Annotated in this window: 14 protein-coding genes; 8 read left to right on the top strand and 6 right to left on the bottom strand. The window is 64.0% G+C overall.

The features are described from left to right. The first annotated feature begins 1 nt into the window (after position 1). The 4 genes from AC07VI_RS10880 (at position 2) to AC07VI_RS10865 (ending at position 5,573) form a co-directional block, all read left to right on the top strand. On the top strand, positions 2 to 2,383 hold the full coding sequence (locus AC07VI_RS10880) for an aldehyde dehydrogenase family protein (protein WP_492992614.1): 2,382 nt from the start codon (positions 2 to 4) through the stop codon (positions 2,381 to 2,383). A 116-nt stretch (positions 2,384 to 2,499) separates the two neighbouring features. Next, on the top strand, positions 2,500 to 3,822 hold the full coding sequence (gene deoA, locus AC07VI_RS10875) for a thymidine phosphorylase (protein WP_492992616.1): 1,323 nt from the start codon (positions 2,500 to 2,502) through the stop codon (positions 3,820 to 3,822). 121 nt (positions 3,823 to 3,943) lie between these two features. Next, on the top strand, positions 3,944 to 4,351 hold the full coding sequence (locus AC07VI_RS10870; RefSeq protein WP_034754695.1) for a cytidine deaminase: 408 nt from the start codon (positions 3,944 to 3,946) through the stop codon (positions 4,349 to 4,351). Between the two features lie 4 nt (positions 4,352 to 4,355). After that, positions 4,356 to 5,573, top strand: coding sequence for a nucleoside deaminase (locus AC07VI_RS10865; RefSeq protein ID WP_492996260.1), 1,218 nt, complete (start codon positions 4,356 to 4,358; stop codon positions 5,571 to 5,573). Here the strand turns inward: AC07VI_RS10865 and AC07VI_RS10860 are convergent. From AC07VI_RS10860 to AC07VI_RS10835, 6 genes are all read right to left on the bottom strand, one after another. Continuing rightward, entirely contained in the window at positions 5,570 to 6,733 is a 1,164-nt protein-coding gene (locus tag AC07VI_RS10860; protein ID WP_492992618.1) for a dipeptidase, read from the bottom strand. The genes AC07VI_RS10865 and AC07VI_RS10860 overlap by 4 nt on opposite strands. Before the next feature lie 11 nt (positions 6,734 to 6,744). After that, positions 6,745 to 7,167 (bottom strand): VOC family protein, encoded by a 423-nt coding sequence (locus tag AC07VI_RS10855; RefSeq protein WP_086145114.1) that lies wholly within the window; start codon positions 7,165 to 7,167, stop codon positions 6,745 to 6,747. A 159-nt stretch (positions 7,168 to 7,326) separates the two neighbouring features. After that, entirely contained in the window at positions 7,327 to 7,596 is a 270-nt protein-coding gene (locus tag AC07VI_RS10850; RefSeq protein WP_086145115.1) for a hypothetical protein, read from the bottom strand. 142 nt (positions 7,597 to 7,738) lie between these two features. Continuing rightward, on the bottom strand, positions 7,739 to 8,254 hold the full coding sequence (locus AC07VI_RS10845; RefSeq protein WP_492992619.1) for a hypothetical protein: 516 nt from the start codon (positions 8,252 to 8,254) through the stop codon (positions 7,739 to 7,741). 118 nt (positions 8,255 to 8,372) lie between these two features. Further along, entirely contained in the window at positions 8,373 to 9,047 is a 675-nt protein-coding gene (locus AC07VI_RS10840; protein ID WP_099374750.1) for a TetR/AcrR family transcriptional regulator, read from the bottom strand. Positions 9,048 to 9,057: 10 nt separating this feature from the next. Then, the gene (locus AC07VI_RS10835) at positions 9,058 to 10,515 is read right to left on the bottom strand and encodes an aminotransferase-like domain-containing protein (protein ID WP_086145118.1); all 1,458 of its coding nucleotides are present in this window, start codon (positions 10,513 to 10,515) and stop codon (positions 9,058 to 9,060) included. A 199-nt stretch (positions 10,516 to 10,714) separates the two neighbouring features. Here AC07VI_RS10835 and aptA point away from each other — a divergent pair, with 199 nt between their 5' ends. The 4 genes from aptA to preA all read left to right on the top strand — a co-directional run bounded on the left by aptA (position 10,715) and on the right by preA (position 16,310). Further along, the gene (gene aptA, locus AC07VI_RS10830; protein ID WP_099419607.1) at positions 10,715 to 12,031 is read left to right on the top strand and encodes an omega-aminotransferase AptA; all 1,317 of its coding nucleotides are present in this window, start codon (positions 10,715 to 10,717) and stop codon (positions 12,029 to 12,031) included. 84 nt (positions 12,032 to 12,115) lie between these two features. Continuing rightward, positions 12,116 to 13,618 carry a CoA-acylating methylmalonate-semialdehyde dehydrogenase gene (locus tag AC07VI_RS10825; RefSeq protein WP_492992622.1) on the top strand — a complete coding sequence of 501 codons (1,503 nt, stop codon included), beginning with the start codon at positions 12,116 to 12,118 and terminating at the stop codon, positions 13,616 to 13,618. A 44-nt stretch (positions 13,619 to 13,662) separates the two neighbouring features. Next, the gene (locus AC07VI_RS10820; RefSeq protein WP_099374746.1) at positions 13,663 to 15,030 is read left to right on the top strand and encodes an NAD(P)-dependent oxidoreductase; all 1,368 of its coding nucleotides are present in this window, start codon (positions 13,663 to 13,665) and stop codon (positions 15,028 to 15,030) included. Beyond that, the gene (gene preA, locus AC07VI_RS10815) at positions 15,030 to 16,310 is read left to right on the top strand and encodes an NAD-dependent dihydropyrimidine dehydrogenase subunit PreA (RefSeq protein WP_492992624.1); all 1,281 of its coding nucleotides are present in this window, start codon (positions 15,030 to 15,032) and stop codon (positions 16,308 to 16,310) included. Before AC07VI_RS10820 ends, preA begins: the two co-directional genes overlap by 1 nt. The last annotated feature ends 23 nt before the right edge of the window (positions 16,311 to 16,333 follow it).

The following is a 16,333-nucleotide window of genomic DNA, read 5'->3' as shown; positions in this document are numbered from 1 at the left end:
CATGCCTACAATTAACGAGATTCTCACTACTATGGACTACGGCCCTGCTCCCGAAAGTCAAAAAGAAGCGCAAGCGTGGCTCGACGGCCATCAGCGCAAGTTCGGCCTCTTCATCGACAACGCCTGGAGCGAGCCGGCCGAACTGTTCGCCTCGACCAATCCTGCAGACGGCACGCAGCTGGCCGAGCTGACGCAAGCGAGCGACGCGGACGTGGAACGCGCCGTGGAAGCGGCGCGCCGCGCGCTGCCCGTGTGGCAAGGCATGGGCGGCCACGGCCGCGCCAAGGTCATGTATGCGCTGGCCCGTCTGCTGCAAAGGCATTCGCGCCTGTTCGCCGTGCTGGAAACCCTGGACAATGGCAAGACCATCCGCGAAACGCGCGATATCGACCTGCCGCTGGCCGCGCGCCATTTCTACCATCACGCCGGCTGGGCGCAGCTGCAGTCGGAAGAATTCACCGACTACCGCGCCGTGGGTGTGGTGGGCCAGATCGTGCCGTGGAATTTCCCCCTGCTGATGCTGTCCTGGAAAATCGCTCCGGCCCTGGCGGCCGGTAACACGGTCGTCTTCAAGCCGGCCGAATTCACGTCGCTGACCGCCATGCTGTTCGCCGAATTGTGCGTGCAGGCGGGCGTGCCGGCCGGCGTGGTCAACATCGTCACCGGCGACGGCAGAGTGGGCTCGGCCATCGTCAACCACCCTGGCGTCGACAAGATCGCATTTACGGGCTCCACGGAAGTGGGCCGTCTGATCCGCGAGGCGACGGCCGGCAGCGGCAAGAAGCTGTCCCTCGAGTTGGGCGGCAAGTCGCCGTTCATCGTCTTCGAAGACGCGGACCTGGACGGCGCCGTGGAAGGCCTGGTCGATTCGATCTGGTTCAACCAGGGACAAGTGTGCTGCGCCGGCTCGCGCCTGCTGGTGCAGGAATCGGTCCAGGAGCGCTTCCTGAACAAGGTGCGCGCCCGGATGGAAAACCTGCGCCTCGGTTCGCCTCTGGACAAATCGATGGACGTGGGCGCGCTGGTCGACCCCGTGCAGCGCCAGCGCATCGCCGCGCTCGTCGATTCGGCCCGTGCCGAAGGCTGCGACGTGTGGCAACCGGCGTGCGAATTGCCGGCTGACGGCTCGTGGTTCCCTCCGACCCTGATCACGGGCGCGTCGACGTCGGCCGCCGTGGCACAGGCTGAAATCTTCGGCCCCGTGCTGGTGGCCATGAGCTTCCGCACGCCGCCTGAAGCGGTGCAGCTGGCGAACAACACGGTGTACGGCCTGGCCGCCAGCGTGTGGACCGAGTCGATCAGCCTGGCCCTCGATATTGCGCCCGCCATCAAGGCTGGCGTGGTGTGGATTAACAGCGCCAACCAGTTCGATGCGGCCTGCGGCTTCGGCGGCTACCGCGAATCGGGCTTCGGCCGCGAAGGCGGCCGCGAAGGCATGCTGGAATACATGACGGCCCTGGCCGAAGATGCACGCCCGGCCTTGCCGGTGGTGGAAGCGAAGGCCAAGGCCAACGTGAAGCCGGCGGCAGCCGATCCGTTCGCCATCGACCGCACGGCCAAGATGTACATCGGCGGCAAGCAGGCGCGTCCCGACAGCGCCTACAGCGCGCCCGTATTTGGCGCGAATGGCGCCCTGCTGGCCGAAGTGGGCGTAGGCAGCCGCAAGGATATCCGCAACGCCGTCGAAGCGGCGCATAAGGCGTCCGGCTGGACCAGCGCCACGGCGCACAACCGCGCGCAAGTGCTGTACTACATCGCCGAAAACCTGGCTGCGCGCGCCGACGAATTCGCCGCCCGCATCGCCGCCATGACCGGCAGTAAAAATCCCGAGAAGGAAGTGCAGGCATCGATCGAACGCCTGTTCTACTACGCCGCCTGGGCCGACAAATACGACGGCCTGGCGCACCAGCCGCCGACGAAGGGCATCACCGTGGCGCTGAACGAAGCGATCGGCGTGATCGGCATCGTCTGCCCGAATGAAGCGCCTTTGCTGGGCTTCATTTCGCTGGTGGCGCCGGCCATCGCGCTGGGCAACCGCGTGGTGGTGGTGCCGTCCGAAGCGCATCCGCTGTCCGCGCTGGACCTGTACCAGGTGTTCGACACGTCCGACCTGCCGGGCGGCGTCGTCAACATCATCAGCGGCAACGCCGATGAACTGGCGCGCACCCTGGCTACACACGCCGACATCGACGCCGTCTGGCGCCATGACGGCTCGCTTGAGGGGTGCGCGGAAGTCGAGCGCCTGTCGGCCGGCACGCTGAAGCGCACCTGGGTCGGCGGCGCCAAGGGCCGCGACTGGTACAGTGCCGCCCAAAGCGGCGGCCGTGCCGTGCTGGCGCATGCGTCGCAAGTGAAAAACGTGTGGATTCCTTACGGCGTTTAACTGCCTGATCATTGGCATCGCAAAGCTGGGGTCAGACCCGTCGGGGGGATACGCCAATGGGCGTATCCCGATCCCGCAGGGACTGACCCCAAACCTATTTTTATTGGAGTTATTCCATGTTTTTGACCCAGGAAATCATCCGCAAGAAGCGCGACAAGGGCGTCCTGAGCGCCGAGGAAATCCAGTTTTTCGTGCGCGGCATCACTGACGGCAGCGTCAGCGAAGGGCAGATCGCGGCGCTCGGCATGGCCGTCTATTTCAACGACATGAACATGGACGAGCGCGTGGCGTTCACCCTGGCCATGCGCGATTCCGGCCAGGTGCTGGACTGGCGCTCGCTGAACCTGCCGGGTCCCGTCGTCGACAAGCATTCGACGGGTGGCGTGGGCGACGTGGTCTCCCTGCTGCTGGGGCCCATGGTCGCCGCGTGCGGCGGCTACGTGCCGATGATCTCGGGCCGCGGCCTGGGCCACACGGGCGGCACGCTGGACAAGTTCGACGCCATTCCCGGCTATTGCACGGTGCCGGACAATGAACTGTTCCGCAAGGTGGTGCAGGAGATCGGCGTGGCCATCATCGGCCAGACGGCCCAGCTGGCGCCGGCCGACAAGCGCTTCTACAGCATCCGCGACGTCACCGCCACGGTGGAATCGGTGGCCATGATCACCGGCTCCATCCTGTCGAAGAAACTGTCGGGGGGCCTGGATGCGCTGGTGATGGACGTCAAAGTGGGCACGGGCGCCTTCATGTCCACCTACGACAAATCGGTGGAACTGGCCGAGAGCATCGTCGCCGTCGGCAACGGCGCGGGCATGCAGACGTCGGCCATGCTGACGGACATGAACGAATCGCTGGCGCCATACGCCGGCAATGCGCTGGAAGTGCGCGGCGCCATGGATTACCTGACGGGCCGTTCGCGTCCCGCGCGCCTGCACGAAGTCACCCTGGCGCTGTGCGCCGAGATGCTGGTGCTGGGCGGCCTGGCCGCCACCGAAGAGGAAGCGCGCGTGAAACTGATCGCCTCCCTCGATTCGGGCGCGGCGGCCGAACGCTTTGCGCGCATGGTAGCGGCCCTGGGCGGTCCGGCGGATCTGATCGAGAACCCGGACAAGCACCTGGAAAAGGCGCCGTTCATCGTGCCGGCGCCGGCGCTGTCCGCCGGTTTTGCCAATGTGCGCGATTGCCGCGGCATCGGCCTGGCCGTGGTCGCCCTGGGCGGTGGACGCCGCCGCCCGAGCGACAGCATCGATTTCGCCGTCGGCCTGACGGACCTCGTGGGCCTGGGCGAGCAAGTGTGCGTAGGCCAGCCGCTGGCCATGGTGCACGCGCGCACGGAAGCGGCGGCGCAGCAAGCCGTCAAGGAAATCCAGGATGCGTATGCCATCGGCACGGTGGCGCTGGCCGGCAATCCGGTGATTTATCGTACCATTCGTCCATAACTTAACCCTGGAAGCAAAATCTGGGGTCAGTCCTTGCAGGATTGGAATGCGTCCCATTGGAACGCATTCCCCCTGAGGGGCTGACCCCGGCCTTTCGCGGGTTTTACAGATAGATAAGCAAATGAACAACCAAGAACTGATCGCCGAAGCCAATGCCGGCCGCGAACTGGCCTACGCGCCATACTCGCGTTTCAAGGTGGGCGCGGCGCTGCTGTGCAAGGATGGCCGCGTCTTCCGTGGCTGTAACGTGGAAAACGCCGCGTATGGCCTGTGTAACTGCGCCGAGCGCACGGCGTTTTTCAGCGCCATCGCGCATGGCTGCAAACCGGGCGACTTCGCCAAACTTGCCGTCACGGGCGACACTGCCGAACCGATTTCCCCATGCGGCGCCTGCCGCCAGGTGATCTTCGAGATGGGCGGCGCCGACCTGCCCGTGATCCTGACGAACCTGAAAAACGATGTGATGGAAGTGACGGCGGGCTGGCTGCTGCCGCATGGCTTCGGCAATTCCGACCTGGACATGAAGTAACAGGATACGCTTGAACAAGACGATCGACATCCAGGCCGCCGTGGCCATCGCTGCGGCCGAAGCGCTGGCCGCCAAGACGCAAGGTACTTTTGGCGTGGGCGGCGTGCTGCTCGATGGCGCCGGCAACGTGCTGCAATCGATGCACAACAACGTCGTGCGCCAGGGGCTGGTGTTTGACCCCACCGCGCATGGCGAGCGCCAACTGGTGGACTGGTATTTTGCCGAGCGGGCCAAGGGCACGCCCTTGCCGCCGCCGGGTGAACTGACCATCGTCACCTCGCTCGACCCGTGCTGCATGTGCACGGGCGCCATTCTGGCCGCCGGTTTCAATGTGGTGGTGGCCGCGCCTGATGCCAATGCGGGCATCAATTACGATGGCGCCGCTACCTATACGGCCTTGCCGGCGCCGTTGCGCGCCCAGGCGGGCCACAGCTTTTGCTATCCGGCCGTGCGCGGCGCCACCGAGTATGCACGCGCGCCGTCCGGCGCCGCACCCAAATCTTTTTTTATCGGCAAGAGCGTCCACGAGGCGACGCAGGCACTGTGCTCGCTCGTGTTCGAAGCGACATCGGCGCAGGTGATGCAGTTGCTGAACGCCGGCGACGACGTGCACTTGCGCGATCCCGCCACCTTGCCGTCCGAGCATGCCGTGGTGCGCGCCCTGCGCCGCCGCTATCCCGACGCCCTGACCTACCGCTGCGCGCCGCATGCGCCCGATGCGGGCCTGGCGCCCTTCCTGCAGGCGGCCATGGAGCAGGACCAGCGCGATGGCGGCCAGGGCGACGCGGCTGCCTTGCTCGATTCCTTCGGCAACCTGCTGCTGTGCATGCCGGGAAAATTGACGCAATCGGCCATCCGCACGCCGTTCATGGAATGCACGCGCCAGTACGCGCAGCTGCGCTATGAACTGATGGCGAATGCGGCGCTGGCGCTGCAGGAGGAAATCAAAAGCTATCTGGGCCACCCCAAGCACGGCACCTTCGTGCTGGCCGTCGGCCCGGACGACGGCGCCGCCAGTTTCATGACCCTGGGCGCCTACGGCTCCACCATGGAAGGGGCGCTGCCGGAGAATAATCCCGCGCAATTCCAGTACGTGCGCCCGGCCATGGCGCAAGACGCGCTGCTGGCGCTGTGCGACGCCATGCCGCCGCTGTACCGCAAGCTGATACGCATCCGGCCGCGCCAGGTGGCGGACCAGGCGCTGCTCAGGGCCTTGTCCTAGACGTCGTCGTCGGGCAGGTTTTTGAGCAGGAAATCGCGCACGTTTTCGCCGGCCACGCGGCGGATCTGCGCTTCCGACAGGCCCGCGTCGAGCAACGCCTGCGTCAGGCGCGGCAGGCCGGCTGCATCGATGGCCGTGGTGACGGCACCGTCGAAGTCCGAACCATAGGCCACGTGTTCGGCGCCGATCAGTTTTACCGTGTACTTGATGGCGCGCGCGATGGATGCCACGTCCTTGCCGCAGACGGCCGTATTCCAGAAACCGATGCCCACCAGGCCGCCCTGGGCGGCGATGCGTTTCAATTGTGCGTCGCTCAGGTTGCGCCCATTGGCGCAGGTGCCGCGCACGCCCGTGTGCGACACCATCACGGGGCGTTTCGCCAGCCTTAGCACGTCGTCGATGGTGGCCGGCGAGGCGTGTGCGAGGTCGACGATCATCTTGCGTCGCTCCATGGCGCGCAGCCATTCTTCGCCCAGCGGCGTCAGGCCGCCCTTTTTCATGCCATGTTGGGAGCCCGACAGTTCCGTGTCGAAGAAATGCGTGGGCGCGGCCATGCGGTAGCCGGCCTTGTACAAGGTGTCGAGGTTGTCCAGCTTGCCCTCAAGCGCATGTGCGCCTTCCAGCGTCAGCCAGCCGGCCAGCAGGCCCGGATCCTTTTCGCGTGCGGCGATGAAGCTGCGCAGCTGGGTGCGGCTGCCAATCACGCGCATCCTGTCTTTGCTGCTGTCGGCCAGGCGGTGCAGTTCGTCGGCCTGGTAGGTCGCGCGCGCCAGCAGGCTGGTCCAGGTGGCCGGCGGCAAGCCCTGCGCTACCACCAGCGTCGTGATGTTGTCCGTGTCGCCGGCGTTGCGGTCGATATTCATCTTGCGCGGCGTCTTGGTGACGACGGAAAACGCCTGCAGCGCCACATTGCCTTGCTGCAGGCGGGGAAAGTCCACGTGGCCATGCTTGCCGGAGCGGTTCAGGTCACGCTGCCACAGCAGGCTGTCCGCATGCAGATCGGCGATCCACAGGCGCTGGTGCAAGGCCAGGGCAGCGGCCGTCGGCGGCTTGGCAGCTTGCGAATAGACTTGATTGAGATGCTGGTCGACCAGTCCGGGAGCGGACAGGAAACCGCCGATCAGCGCAAGGCTGGCGGCGGTGGTGGCGCTAAGTATCATTGTTCTCCGTTTTACCATGGATCGTAGGTGCCCAGGCTCCAGATGTGGCCTTCCGGGTCGCGGCAGGTGAAGCCCCGTCCGCCGTAGTCCTCATCCTTGATGTCGAGGACGATTTCCGCCCCCGCTTCGCGGGCGCTGCGGTAGACGGCATCGGCATCGCTGACGACCAGGTAGCAGTTCTGCGTATTCGCGCCGCCGACGTCACTTGGCAGCTTCATCAGGCGGCCATAGTCGCTGTCGATGGCGGGCGCCACCATGACCATGCCATTGCCAAAGCTGAGCTGGGCGTGCGCGACCCCGCCTTCGCCATCGGGCACGATCAATTGTTTTTCAAAACCCAGCGCCTTGCACAGCCATTCTATGGCGGCCGGCGCGTCGCGGTAGCGCAGGCAGGGGATGGTGGTCGCGGTTGTCGCTTTTGCAGTATTGGTCATCTGAAAACTCCTATGGCAGGTGGGGAGTAGCTTCGATCATCCGGGATGCGCGGCGTTCCGTGTTCACACCATCCATAGGGATGGTATTGACACTCGTCAATGCTGCGCGCATCCATAGTGCCATAAAACAATCATGACACTCCTGCCACAACGCAAATTTTATTGCGGTGGTTGCTGAGCGTTCGCCGTCTTCGTGTCCGCGCTTGCGTCGTCGCTGTTGCTTGCCCATCTCAGCAGCATGACGAGGGCAAACAGCATGATCGCCAGCGGCAAGATGGTGATCACGAACGCCAGGCCCAGACAGCACGCCAGCAGCATGGGCCAGGGCATGGCGCGCAAGGCGGCCAGGCCCTGGCGTGCATATGCGCACAACTCGTTCCAGAAAGCGCTGAAGGAAGTGCTGCCCGGTGCCGGATTGATGTCTTTCATACTGTTCTCCTGTCGTCGTGGGTGCCGCTGCGCATGCATGCTGGCGATGAAGCCACTATAGGCAAAACCTCGCTGGCGGGCGTGGCGTGTGCGACGAATGGCAGGAATGGCGGAGCGAACGGCGACAGGTGCGGACAGACGGCTATTCGAATACCTTGAGTTTTAGCTGGAAGCTGAGGGCGCCATACAGCCGGTCCTTGTAGGAGGGCACGATGGCGATATTCACGCCCACGCGCTGGTATTCATAGCTGATGGTGGGCACCAGGGCGGGAAACCAGCCGCCGTCGCGCATTTTCGGATAACCGCTGAAGCCGCCGACGACGGCGCCGACGCGAAATGGCCCCATCTGGATGGGTTGATAGTACACGCCCAGATAACTCGAGTAGGCGCGGTCGCTATTGTAGAAGCGGCCGGCCGTGGCCGAGGCCACGGTGGAAAAACGGTATTCGGCACCCAGGCCCGGGTTGCTGTCGTTCAGATTCTTATCGCGTTGAAAATGATACGAGTAAAACCCCGCATTCAGCCAGGTTTCGCTCAAGGGTTTGTTTTCGATCATGCCAAATGTCTGTGCCTGCGCTCCCGATGCCAGCGCCAGCAGCGCCGCAGCAACGCCTTTGCCCAGCAGTGACGCCGTGCGCGCCGATAACCATTGTTTCATGCCTGTTCCTTATCCCGTGAAATATTGCAAAAGCTCCAGCGCGCCATGCTATCACTGGAAGATTGTTTGTTGGAAATTTCATCACATGTAGTGCGTGCGGCCAGGCTGCGATGCTGTCTCAGCCAGGTGGCGGCACTGGCAGGGCGATGGCGGCCAGCACCATGTGCACGATCAGCGATTCGGCGTCATCGTAATCCTTGCGCGTGAGCTGCTTGCGTTCCAGCACCAGGGCCATTTGCGCCGAAAAATCCGCATACGACTGCGTCATGGCCCAGATGGCGAACATCAGATGCGTGGCGTTGACGGGTGCGATCTTGCCGGCGGCGATCCACGCTTCGAAGACGGCGATATCCTTGCGCAGCAGGGGCACGACTCTTTCTCGTATCTGGTCGCCGTACAGGGGCGCACCATTGATCACTTCCAGCGCATACACGCGCGAGGCCCACGGCTGTTCGCGCGAAAAGCGCAGCTTGGCGCCGATGTAGGCGCGCAGCACGTCGCGCGGACCGTCGTGTTCATTGGCCAGCGATTCCATGCGCGCCAGCCAGTCGTCGAGTACATCGTCGAGGACGCGCTGGTACAGCAGCTGCTTGGAGGGAAAGTAATACATCAGGTTTTGCTTCGACAGGCCTGCCCGTTCGGCGATGGTGGCGATCGAGGCGCCTTCATAGCCGTTTTCCGCGAAGACGCGCACGGCCTGTTCCAGAATGTCCGCTTCCAGGCGGTCGCGGTTTTGCAGGCGCCGGCCGCCGGCATTTTTCACGGGAAGGGCAAGGGATTTGTCGCTGGCCATGGCGGGTTCTCTAGCGAGGTCGGATCGATTGCAGGAATGCCTGCAGCACGGGGGTGTCGGTGTAGGCCACGTTGAAGCGGAACCACACCGTCTCGGGCGCGCGCAGCATGAAAAATTCGTTTGGCGATAGCAGGATGCCGGCCTTCAAGGCCATGTCGGCGATGAGCTTGCCGTTCCATTCCGGCGTCTGCACATCAGGCCAGCCGGCGCTGACGAACATGCCGCCGCGGGGCCGCGCCACGGGCGCCATGCCGGCCTGCGCCAGGCAGTCGATGCTGCGCTCGCGGGCCGCATCGAGCTGCGCCACCAGCCGTTCCACCATGCGCTTGTACGGCCGCGCGGAAACGGCGTGGTAGACGGCGCGCTCGTTGATTTCCGACGTCGTCAGTCCCGCCAGCATTTTTACGCGCACCAGTTCTGCCACCAGCGAGGGCGAAGCACAAATCGACCCCACGCGCAGCACGGGCGAGAGGGTCTTGGAAAAGCTGCCCACGCGGATCACGCGGCGCAAACCATCCATGGCCGCCAGCGACGCTTCGCCGCGCGCCGCCAGTTCGCGGTAGATATCGTCCTCGACCAGCCAGAAATCGAATTGCTCGGCCAGCGCCAGCAGGCGGTGGGCTTGTGCCTGGCTCAAGGAAGTACCAAGCGGATTTTGCAGCACCGTGTTGACGAACATGAGTTTCGGCTGCGTGCGCGCGGCTTCAACGGCCAGCGCATCGAGGTCGAGGCCCGCCTCGCCGCGGGCGATGCCCACGGGGAGGCAGCCATGATGGCGTATCAGCGACTGCAGGTTGCTGTAGCCGGGGTCTTCCACCAGCACCGTGTCGCCTGGCTTGGTCAGGCTGCGCAGAATCAAGTCAAAAGCATGCGTGGCGCCATGCGTCAGCAAGACCTGGTCCTGCTGCACCTGGAACAGCTCTTCCGACAGGCATGTTGCCAGGTGCTGGCGCAGCGAGGGAAAGCCGAGAGGGTGGCCATAGCCGCGCAGGCGGCTGGCGGGAATGCGCATGGCCTGTCGCACGGCGTCGAGCACGGTCGCTTCGCCATACATCTCGGGCGGCAGCCAGCCTGCCCCCACGGGCAGGGCGTCGGACACGCCCGAGTACAGGTCCGGCGTGAGCGCATCGATGGCGGTGGGACTCGCATGCACGACCGCCTGGGGCGAGGCGGCGATATCGTGGCGCGCGACGAAATAGCCGGAACCGCGCCGCGACGACAGCAGGCCCAGGTTGACCAGGCGATCGTACGATTCGACGACGGTAAACGTCGACACGCCATTGCAGCGGGCAAACTGGCGCACGGACGGCATTTTCGTGCCGATGCGCAGGGCGCGGCTGCCCACCATGACGCTGATGGCGATGACGATCTGCTCGACAAGGCCGCCCTTTTTCTGGCGGTCGATGTCCAGCACGGGCCAGCCGCTAGCTTGCTCGGGGGCTTCGTCTGTGCTGTCGCTGTGCTTCACGGTGGCTCCATATGCTGCCTTGCACAAAACTGTAGTGGTTTTTCGACCTGTACGGTTGGGATACTTTGCCGTTTGTGTATCTGTGCCATTGGGGATGGCCTGTCTATTATTACATCAGCTTTTTGCCAACTGGTAAATTATTTTGCGCTTCGTCAAAAACGATCCTGGCCCAGCGCCAGCCCATCCCAAGGAGAAGGTCATGAACGAAACAAGGCCGGAATCGATGTCGGCATTCTGGATGCCGTTTACGAATAACCGTGATTTCAAGGCCCATCCGCGTTTGCTGGTGTCGGCCGAAGGCATGTATTACAAGGACGTCGACGGCAACGCCATCCTCGATGGCACGGCGGGACTGTGGTGCGTGCCGTGCGGCCATGCGCAGCCGAAGATCGTCGGCGCCATCCGCGAGATGGTGGGCCAGCTCGACTTCGCGCCCACCTTCCAGATGGGCCATCCGGCCGCCTTCGACCTGGCGGAAAAACTGATGGACTACACGGGCCACAAGTTCGGCCACGTTTTCTACACCAACTCCGGTTCCGAAGCCGTCGACACGGCCCTGAAGATCGCGCTGGCCTATCACCGGGCGCGCGGCGAGGGCGCGCGCACGCGCCTGATCGGCCGTGAACGCGGTTACCACGGCGTGGGTTTCGGCGGCATTTCCGTGGGCGGCATCGGCGGCAACCGCAAGACCTTCGGCCCCTTGCTGCCGGGCGTCGACCACCTGCCGCACACGCACAACCTGGACAGGAACGCCTACACGGTGGGCGAGCCCGAATATGGCACTCACCTGGCCGACGAGCTCGAACGCATCGTCGCCCTGCACGACGCCTCGACGATTGCCGCCGTCATCGTCGAACCGGTGGCCGGTTCCACGGGTGTGCTGATCCCGCCGAAAGGCTATCTGAAACGCTTGCGCGAACTGTGCACCAAGCACGGCATCCTCCTGATCTTCGATGAAGTCATCACGGGTTTCGGCCGCATGACGACGCCGTTCGCGGCCGACTATTTCGACGTCGAACCGGACCTGATGACGACGGCCAAGGGCCTGACCAACGGCATGGTGCCGATGGGCGCCGTATTCAGCAAAAAATACATCCACGATGCCTTCATGGATGCGCCACCGGGCATCGAGCTGTTCCACGGCTATACGTATTCCGGCCACCCGCTGGCCTGCGCCGCCTCGCTGGCTACCTTGCAGGTGTTCGAGGAGCAGGACATCCTGGGGCACGCTAAAGCGATGCAGGCGTATTGGAGCGACGCCGTGCATTCGCTGAAAGGCTTGCCGCACGTGATCGACCTGCGCAGCATTGGCCTGATCGCCGGCATCGAACTCGATCCCATCGCCGGCAAACCCGGCGCGCGCGCCTTCAACGCCTTCAAGCAGGCCTTCGCCGACGGCGTGCTGATACGCACGACGGGCGACATCATCGCCCTGTCACCGCCGCTGGTGCTGGAAAAACAGCATGTCGACGAGCTGTTTGGCAAGCTGGCGACGGTACTCAAAAATCTCGATTGAACGGCAAACCCAAAACAAGAGCCGGGGTCGGACCCTGAGGGTCCGACCCCAGTCTTTGCCTCTGGGTTTAAAAATGGAAAACCAATGAACAACCTCGACACCATCACCCACTACATCAACGGCGCCAAAGTCGACACGCAAAGCGGCCGCTACGGCGACGTGTACAACCCGGCCCTGGGCCAGCCTGTGGCGCGCGTGGCGCTGGGCACCTTGGAAGACGTGGACGCGGCCGTGCAGGCTGCCGCCGCCGCCTTCCCCTCGTGGTCGGCCACGCCGCCGCTGACGCGCGCCAGGGTCCTGTTCCGCTACCTGCAGCTGTGCCAGCAGCACACGGACGAATTTGCCGCCATGCTCACGCGCGAGCATGGCAAGACCTTTGCCGATGCCCAGGGCGAAGTGGCGCGCGGTATCGAGATGGTGGAGTTTGCCGTCGGCATACCGCAACTGCTGAAAGGCGAATTCACGGACCAGATTTCGCGCGGCATCGATGCCTGGTCCATGCGCCAGGCGCTGGGCGTGGTGGCCGGCATCACGCCATTTAATTTTCCCGTGATGGTGCCGATGTGGATGTTCCCGGTGGCGATTGCCTGCGGCAATACCTTCGTCTTGAAACCGTCCGAGCGCGATCCGTCGGCCTCGCTGCTGCACGCGAAATTGCTCAAGGATGCAGGTTTACCCGACGGCGTCTTCAACGTGGTGCAGGGAGATAAAGTGACGGTCGATGCCCTGCTTGACCACCCCGTGGTGCAGGCGATCAGCTTTGTCGGCTCGACGCCGATCGCCGAATACATCTATGCACGCGGCAGCGCCAGCGGCAAGCGCGTGCAAGCCTTGGGCGGCGCGAAGAACCACATGGTGGTGATGCCCGACGCGGACATGGAGATGACGGTCGACGCGCTGATCGGCGCGGCCTACGGTTCGGCGGGCGAACGCTGCATGGCGATCTCCGTCGTGGTGGCCGTGGGCGACGCGGGCGACAAACTGATCGATGCACTGGCAACGCGCACGGCCGCACTGAAAGTGCGCGACGGCATGGAAGATGGTGCGGAAATGGGACCGGTCGTGTCGCTGGCGGCCAAGCAGCGCATCGAAAAACTGATCGCCTCCGGCGTGGAGCAGCGCGCGACTTTGGTGGTCGATGGACGCAACCATGTGGTGGCGGGCCGCGAGAATGGCTTCTTTGTCGGCGGTACGTTATTTGACCACGTCACGCGCGACATGCGCATCTACAAGGAAGAGATTTTCGGCCCCGTGCTGTGCGTGCTGCGGTGTCCTGACGTGGTGCAGGCGGTGGAGCTGATCAACGCCAACGAGTATGGCAACGGCGTGGCCATCTACACGCGCGACGGCGGCGTGGCGCGCGAATTCGTGCGCCAGATCCAGGTCGGCATGGTGGGCGTCAACGTCCCCTTGCCCGTGCCGATGGCCTTCAACAGCTTTGGCGGCTGGAAGCGCAGCATGTTCGGCGACCACCACGCGTATGGCCCCGAAGGCGTGCGTTTCTACACGCGCCACAAGGCCGTGATGCAGCGCTGGCCGAACACGGCAAGCGCTGGTGTGGAATTTGCTTTTCCCCAGATGAAGTAAGGGTTTTACATTCAACATCGGCCGCACAAAAAAAGGAAACCGCGATGATCGAGTCCCTGAACTATTTACCGCATTCCGCGCTGCCCAGTGATGAATTGGCGGGCCACTTTACGGACCTGGCGCCTCCCTTGAGCGCACGCCAGGCCGCCATCGAAAGCGCCCGCTGCCTGTATTGCTACGACGCACCGTGCAGCCGCATCTGTCCGTCGGAAATCGACGTGGCCAGCTTCATCCGCAATATCCACGACAAGAACATCAACGGCGCCGCCGCCGGCATCCTGAAACAGAACATCCTGGGCGGCAGCTGCGCGCGCGTCTGCCCGACGGAAATCCTGTGCGAAGACGTCTGCGTGCGCAACCATGACGCCGAAGGCCAGCCCGTCAAGATCGGCCTCTTGCAGCGCTACGCCGTCGACCACATGCACTTTGCCGGCCACCCGTTCAAACGGGCGGCAAGCACGGGCAAGACCGTCGCCATCGTCGGCGCGGGGCCGGCGGGCCTGTCGTGCGCGCACCGCCTGGCCATGCTGGGCCACGACGTGGTGATCTTTGAAAGGGAAGGCAAGGCGGGTGGCTTGAATGAATACGGCATCGCCAAGTACAAGCTGACGGACGATTTCGCGCAGAAGGAAATCGACTTCCTGCTGGGCGTAGGCGGCATCACCATCCGATGTCGCCAGGTGCTGGGCGAGAACCTGCAGCTGCGCGACCTGCATGCGCAGTACGACGCCGTCTTCCTCGGCCTGGGCCTGGGCGCCAGCCGCGAGCTGGGCTTGACGGGCGAGGAGGCGCCGGGATTGCTGGCCGCCGTCGACTATATCGGCGCGCTGCGCCAGGCGGACGATCTGGCCGCGCTGCCCGTGCCGAAACGAGCCATCGTGATTGGCGCCGGCAATACGGCCATCGACATGGCCGTGCAGATCCAGCGCCTGGGCGCCGAGGAAGTCACCCTGGTGTACCGGCGCGGCTTCGACGCCATGACGGCCACCCACCATGAACAGGAGATCGCCAAGGCCAACCAGGTGCGCATGCTGACGTGGGCCCAGCCGCAGCAGGTGCTGCTCGATAGCGAGGGCAAGGTGGCGGGCATGCGTTTCGAGAAAACGCGGATGGAGGGCACGCGCCTGGCGGGCACGGGCGAAACGTTCGACGTGGCGGCCGACGCCATCTTCAAGGCCATCGGCCAGAGCCTCGATACGCAGGTGCTGGATGACCCGATGGCGTCATTGCTGCAGCGCGAAGGCGACAAGATCGCCGTCGACGCAGGCTTTCGCACGGTGCTGCCGGGGATCTATGCGGGCGGCGACTGCGTGGCGCCGGGGCAGGACTTGACGGTGCAGGCCGTCCAGCATGGCAAGCTGGCCGCACTGGCCATTCATTCCGATTTGTTGAATAAAGTGGAGGCTGCATAATGGCTGATCTCAGCATCGAATTTTGCGGCATCAAGGCGCCGAATCCCTTCTGGTTGGCGTCCGCGCCACCGACCGACAAGGCGTATAACGTGGTGCGCGCCTTCGAGGCGGGGTGGGGCGGCGTCGTGTGGAAAACGCTCGGTGAAGACCCTGCCGCCGTCAACGTCTCGTCGCGCTATTCCGCCCTGTACGGCAAGAACCGCGAAGTGGTCGGCTTCAATAACATCGAGCTGATCACCGACCGTTCGCTGGAGATCAACCTGCGCGAAATCACGCAAGTGAAAAAGGATTGGCCCGACCGCGCCATGATCGTCTCCCTGATGCTGCCCTGCGAAGAGCACTACTGGGCCGATATTTTGCCGAAGGTCGAGGCGACGGGGGCGGACGGCATCGAGCTCAATTTCGGCTGCCCGCACGGCATGCCGGAACGGGGCATGGGAGCGGCCGTGGGCCAGGTGCCCGAGTACGTGCAGATGGTCACCGCCTGGTGCAAGAAACACAGCAAGTTACCCGTCATCGTCAAGCTCACACCCAACATCACGGACGTGCGCATGCCGGCGCGCGCGGCCAAGGCGGGCGGCGCGGACGCCGTCTCGCTGATCAACACCATCAATTCCATCACCTCGCTGGACCTGGACCGCATGGTGGCCTTGCCCATCGTGGGCGGCGCCAGCACGCACGGCGGCTATTGCGGCGCGGCCGTGAAACCCATCGCCCTGAACATGGTGGCGGAAATCGCCCGCGATCCGCAGACGCGGGGCTTGCCCATTTCCGGCATCGGCGGCATCGGCAACTGGCGTGATGCGGCCGAATTCATCGCCCTGGGCGCCGGCTGCGTGCAGGTGTGCACGGCCGCCATGCTGCATGGTTTCCGCATCGTCGAAGAGATGAAGGATGGGCTGTCGCGCTGGATGGACGAGAAGGGCTATGCACGCATCAGCGATTTTTCCGGCAAGGCTGTGGCCAACACGACGGACTGGAAATACCTGGACATGAATTACCAGGTGATCGCACAGATCAACCAGGACGACTGCATCAAATGCGGCAAGTGTTATGTGGCTTGCGAAGACACGTCGCACCAGTCGATTGCGCAACTGATCGACGCCGCCGGCATGCGCACATATGAAGTGATCAAGGAGGAATGCGTAGGCTGCAACCTGTGCGAAATCACCTGTCCGGTGCAGGGGTGCATCACGATGGTGCCGCAGACGACAGGCAAGCCGTACATGAACTGGACTCAGGATCCACGCAACCCAAGAGCGTTGGCGGAGACGGCATAGGGCACGCTTCTTGCGTACGCATA

Source organism: Janthinobacterium sp. GW821-FHT03A03 (assembly GCF_059421435.1).
This window is presented reverse-complemented; position numbering and strand designations above follow the sequence as displayed.

What these genes read in the sequence shown, in the direction of transcription:
- preA (WP_492992624.1), top strand. Translation starts at nt 15,030, where the DNA reads ATGGCTGATCTCAGCATCGAATTTTGCGGCATCAAGGCGCCGAATCCC.
- AC07VI_RS10855 (WP_086145114.1), bottom strand. Translation starts at nt 7,167, where the DNA reads ATGACCAATACTGCAAAAGCGACAACCGCGACCACCATCCCCTGCCTG.
- AC07VI_RS10840 (WP_099374750.1), bottom strand. Translation starts at nt 9,047, where the DNA reads ATGGCCAGCGACAAATCCCTTGCCCTTCCCGTGAAAAATGCCGGCGGC.
- AC07VI_RS10845 (WP_492992619.1), bottom strand. Translation starts at nt 8,254, where the DNA reads ATGAAACAATGGTTATCGGCGCGCACGGCGTCACTGCTGGGCAAAGGC.
- AC07VI_RS10850 (WP_086145115.1), bottom strand. Translation starts at nt 7,596, where the DNA reads ATGAAAGACATCAATCCGGCACCGGGCAGCACTTCCTTCAGCGCTTTC.
- AC07VI_RS10860 (WP_492992618.1), bottom strand. Translation starts at nt 6,733, where the DNA reads ATGATACTTAGCGCCACCACCGCCGCCAGCCTTGCGCTGATCGGCGGT.
- deoA (WP_492992616.1), top strand. Translation starts at nt 2,500, where the DNA reads ATGTTTTTGACCCAGGAAATCATCCGCAAGAAGCGCGACAAGGGCGTC.
- AC07VI_RS10825 (WP_492992622.1), top strand. Translation starts at nt 12,116, where the DNA reads ATGAACAACCTCGACACCATCACCCACTACATCAACGGCGCCAAAGTC.
- AC07VI_RS10820 (WP_099374746.1), top strand. Translation starts at nt 13,663, where the DNA reads ATGATCGAGTCCCTGAACTATTTACCGCATTCCGCGCTGCCCAGTGAT.
- AC07VI_RS10880 (WP_492992614.1), top strand. Translation starts at nt 2, where the DNA reads ATGCCTACAATTAACGAGATTCTCACTACTATGGACTACGGCCCTGCT.
- aptA (WP_099419607.1), top strand. Translation starts at nt 10,715, where the DNA reads ATGAACGAAACAAGGCCGGAATCGATGTCGGCATTCTGGATGCCGTTT.
- AC07VI_RS10870 (WP_034754695.1), top strand. Translation starts at nt 3,944, where the DNA reads ATGAACAACCAAGAACTGATCGCCGAAGCCAATGCCGGCCGCGAACTG.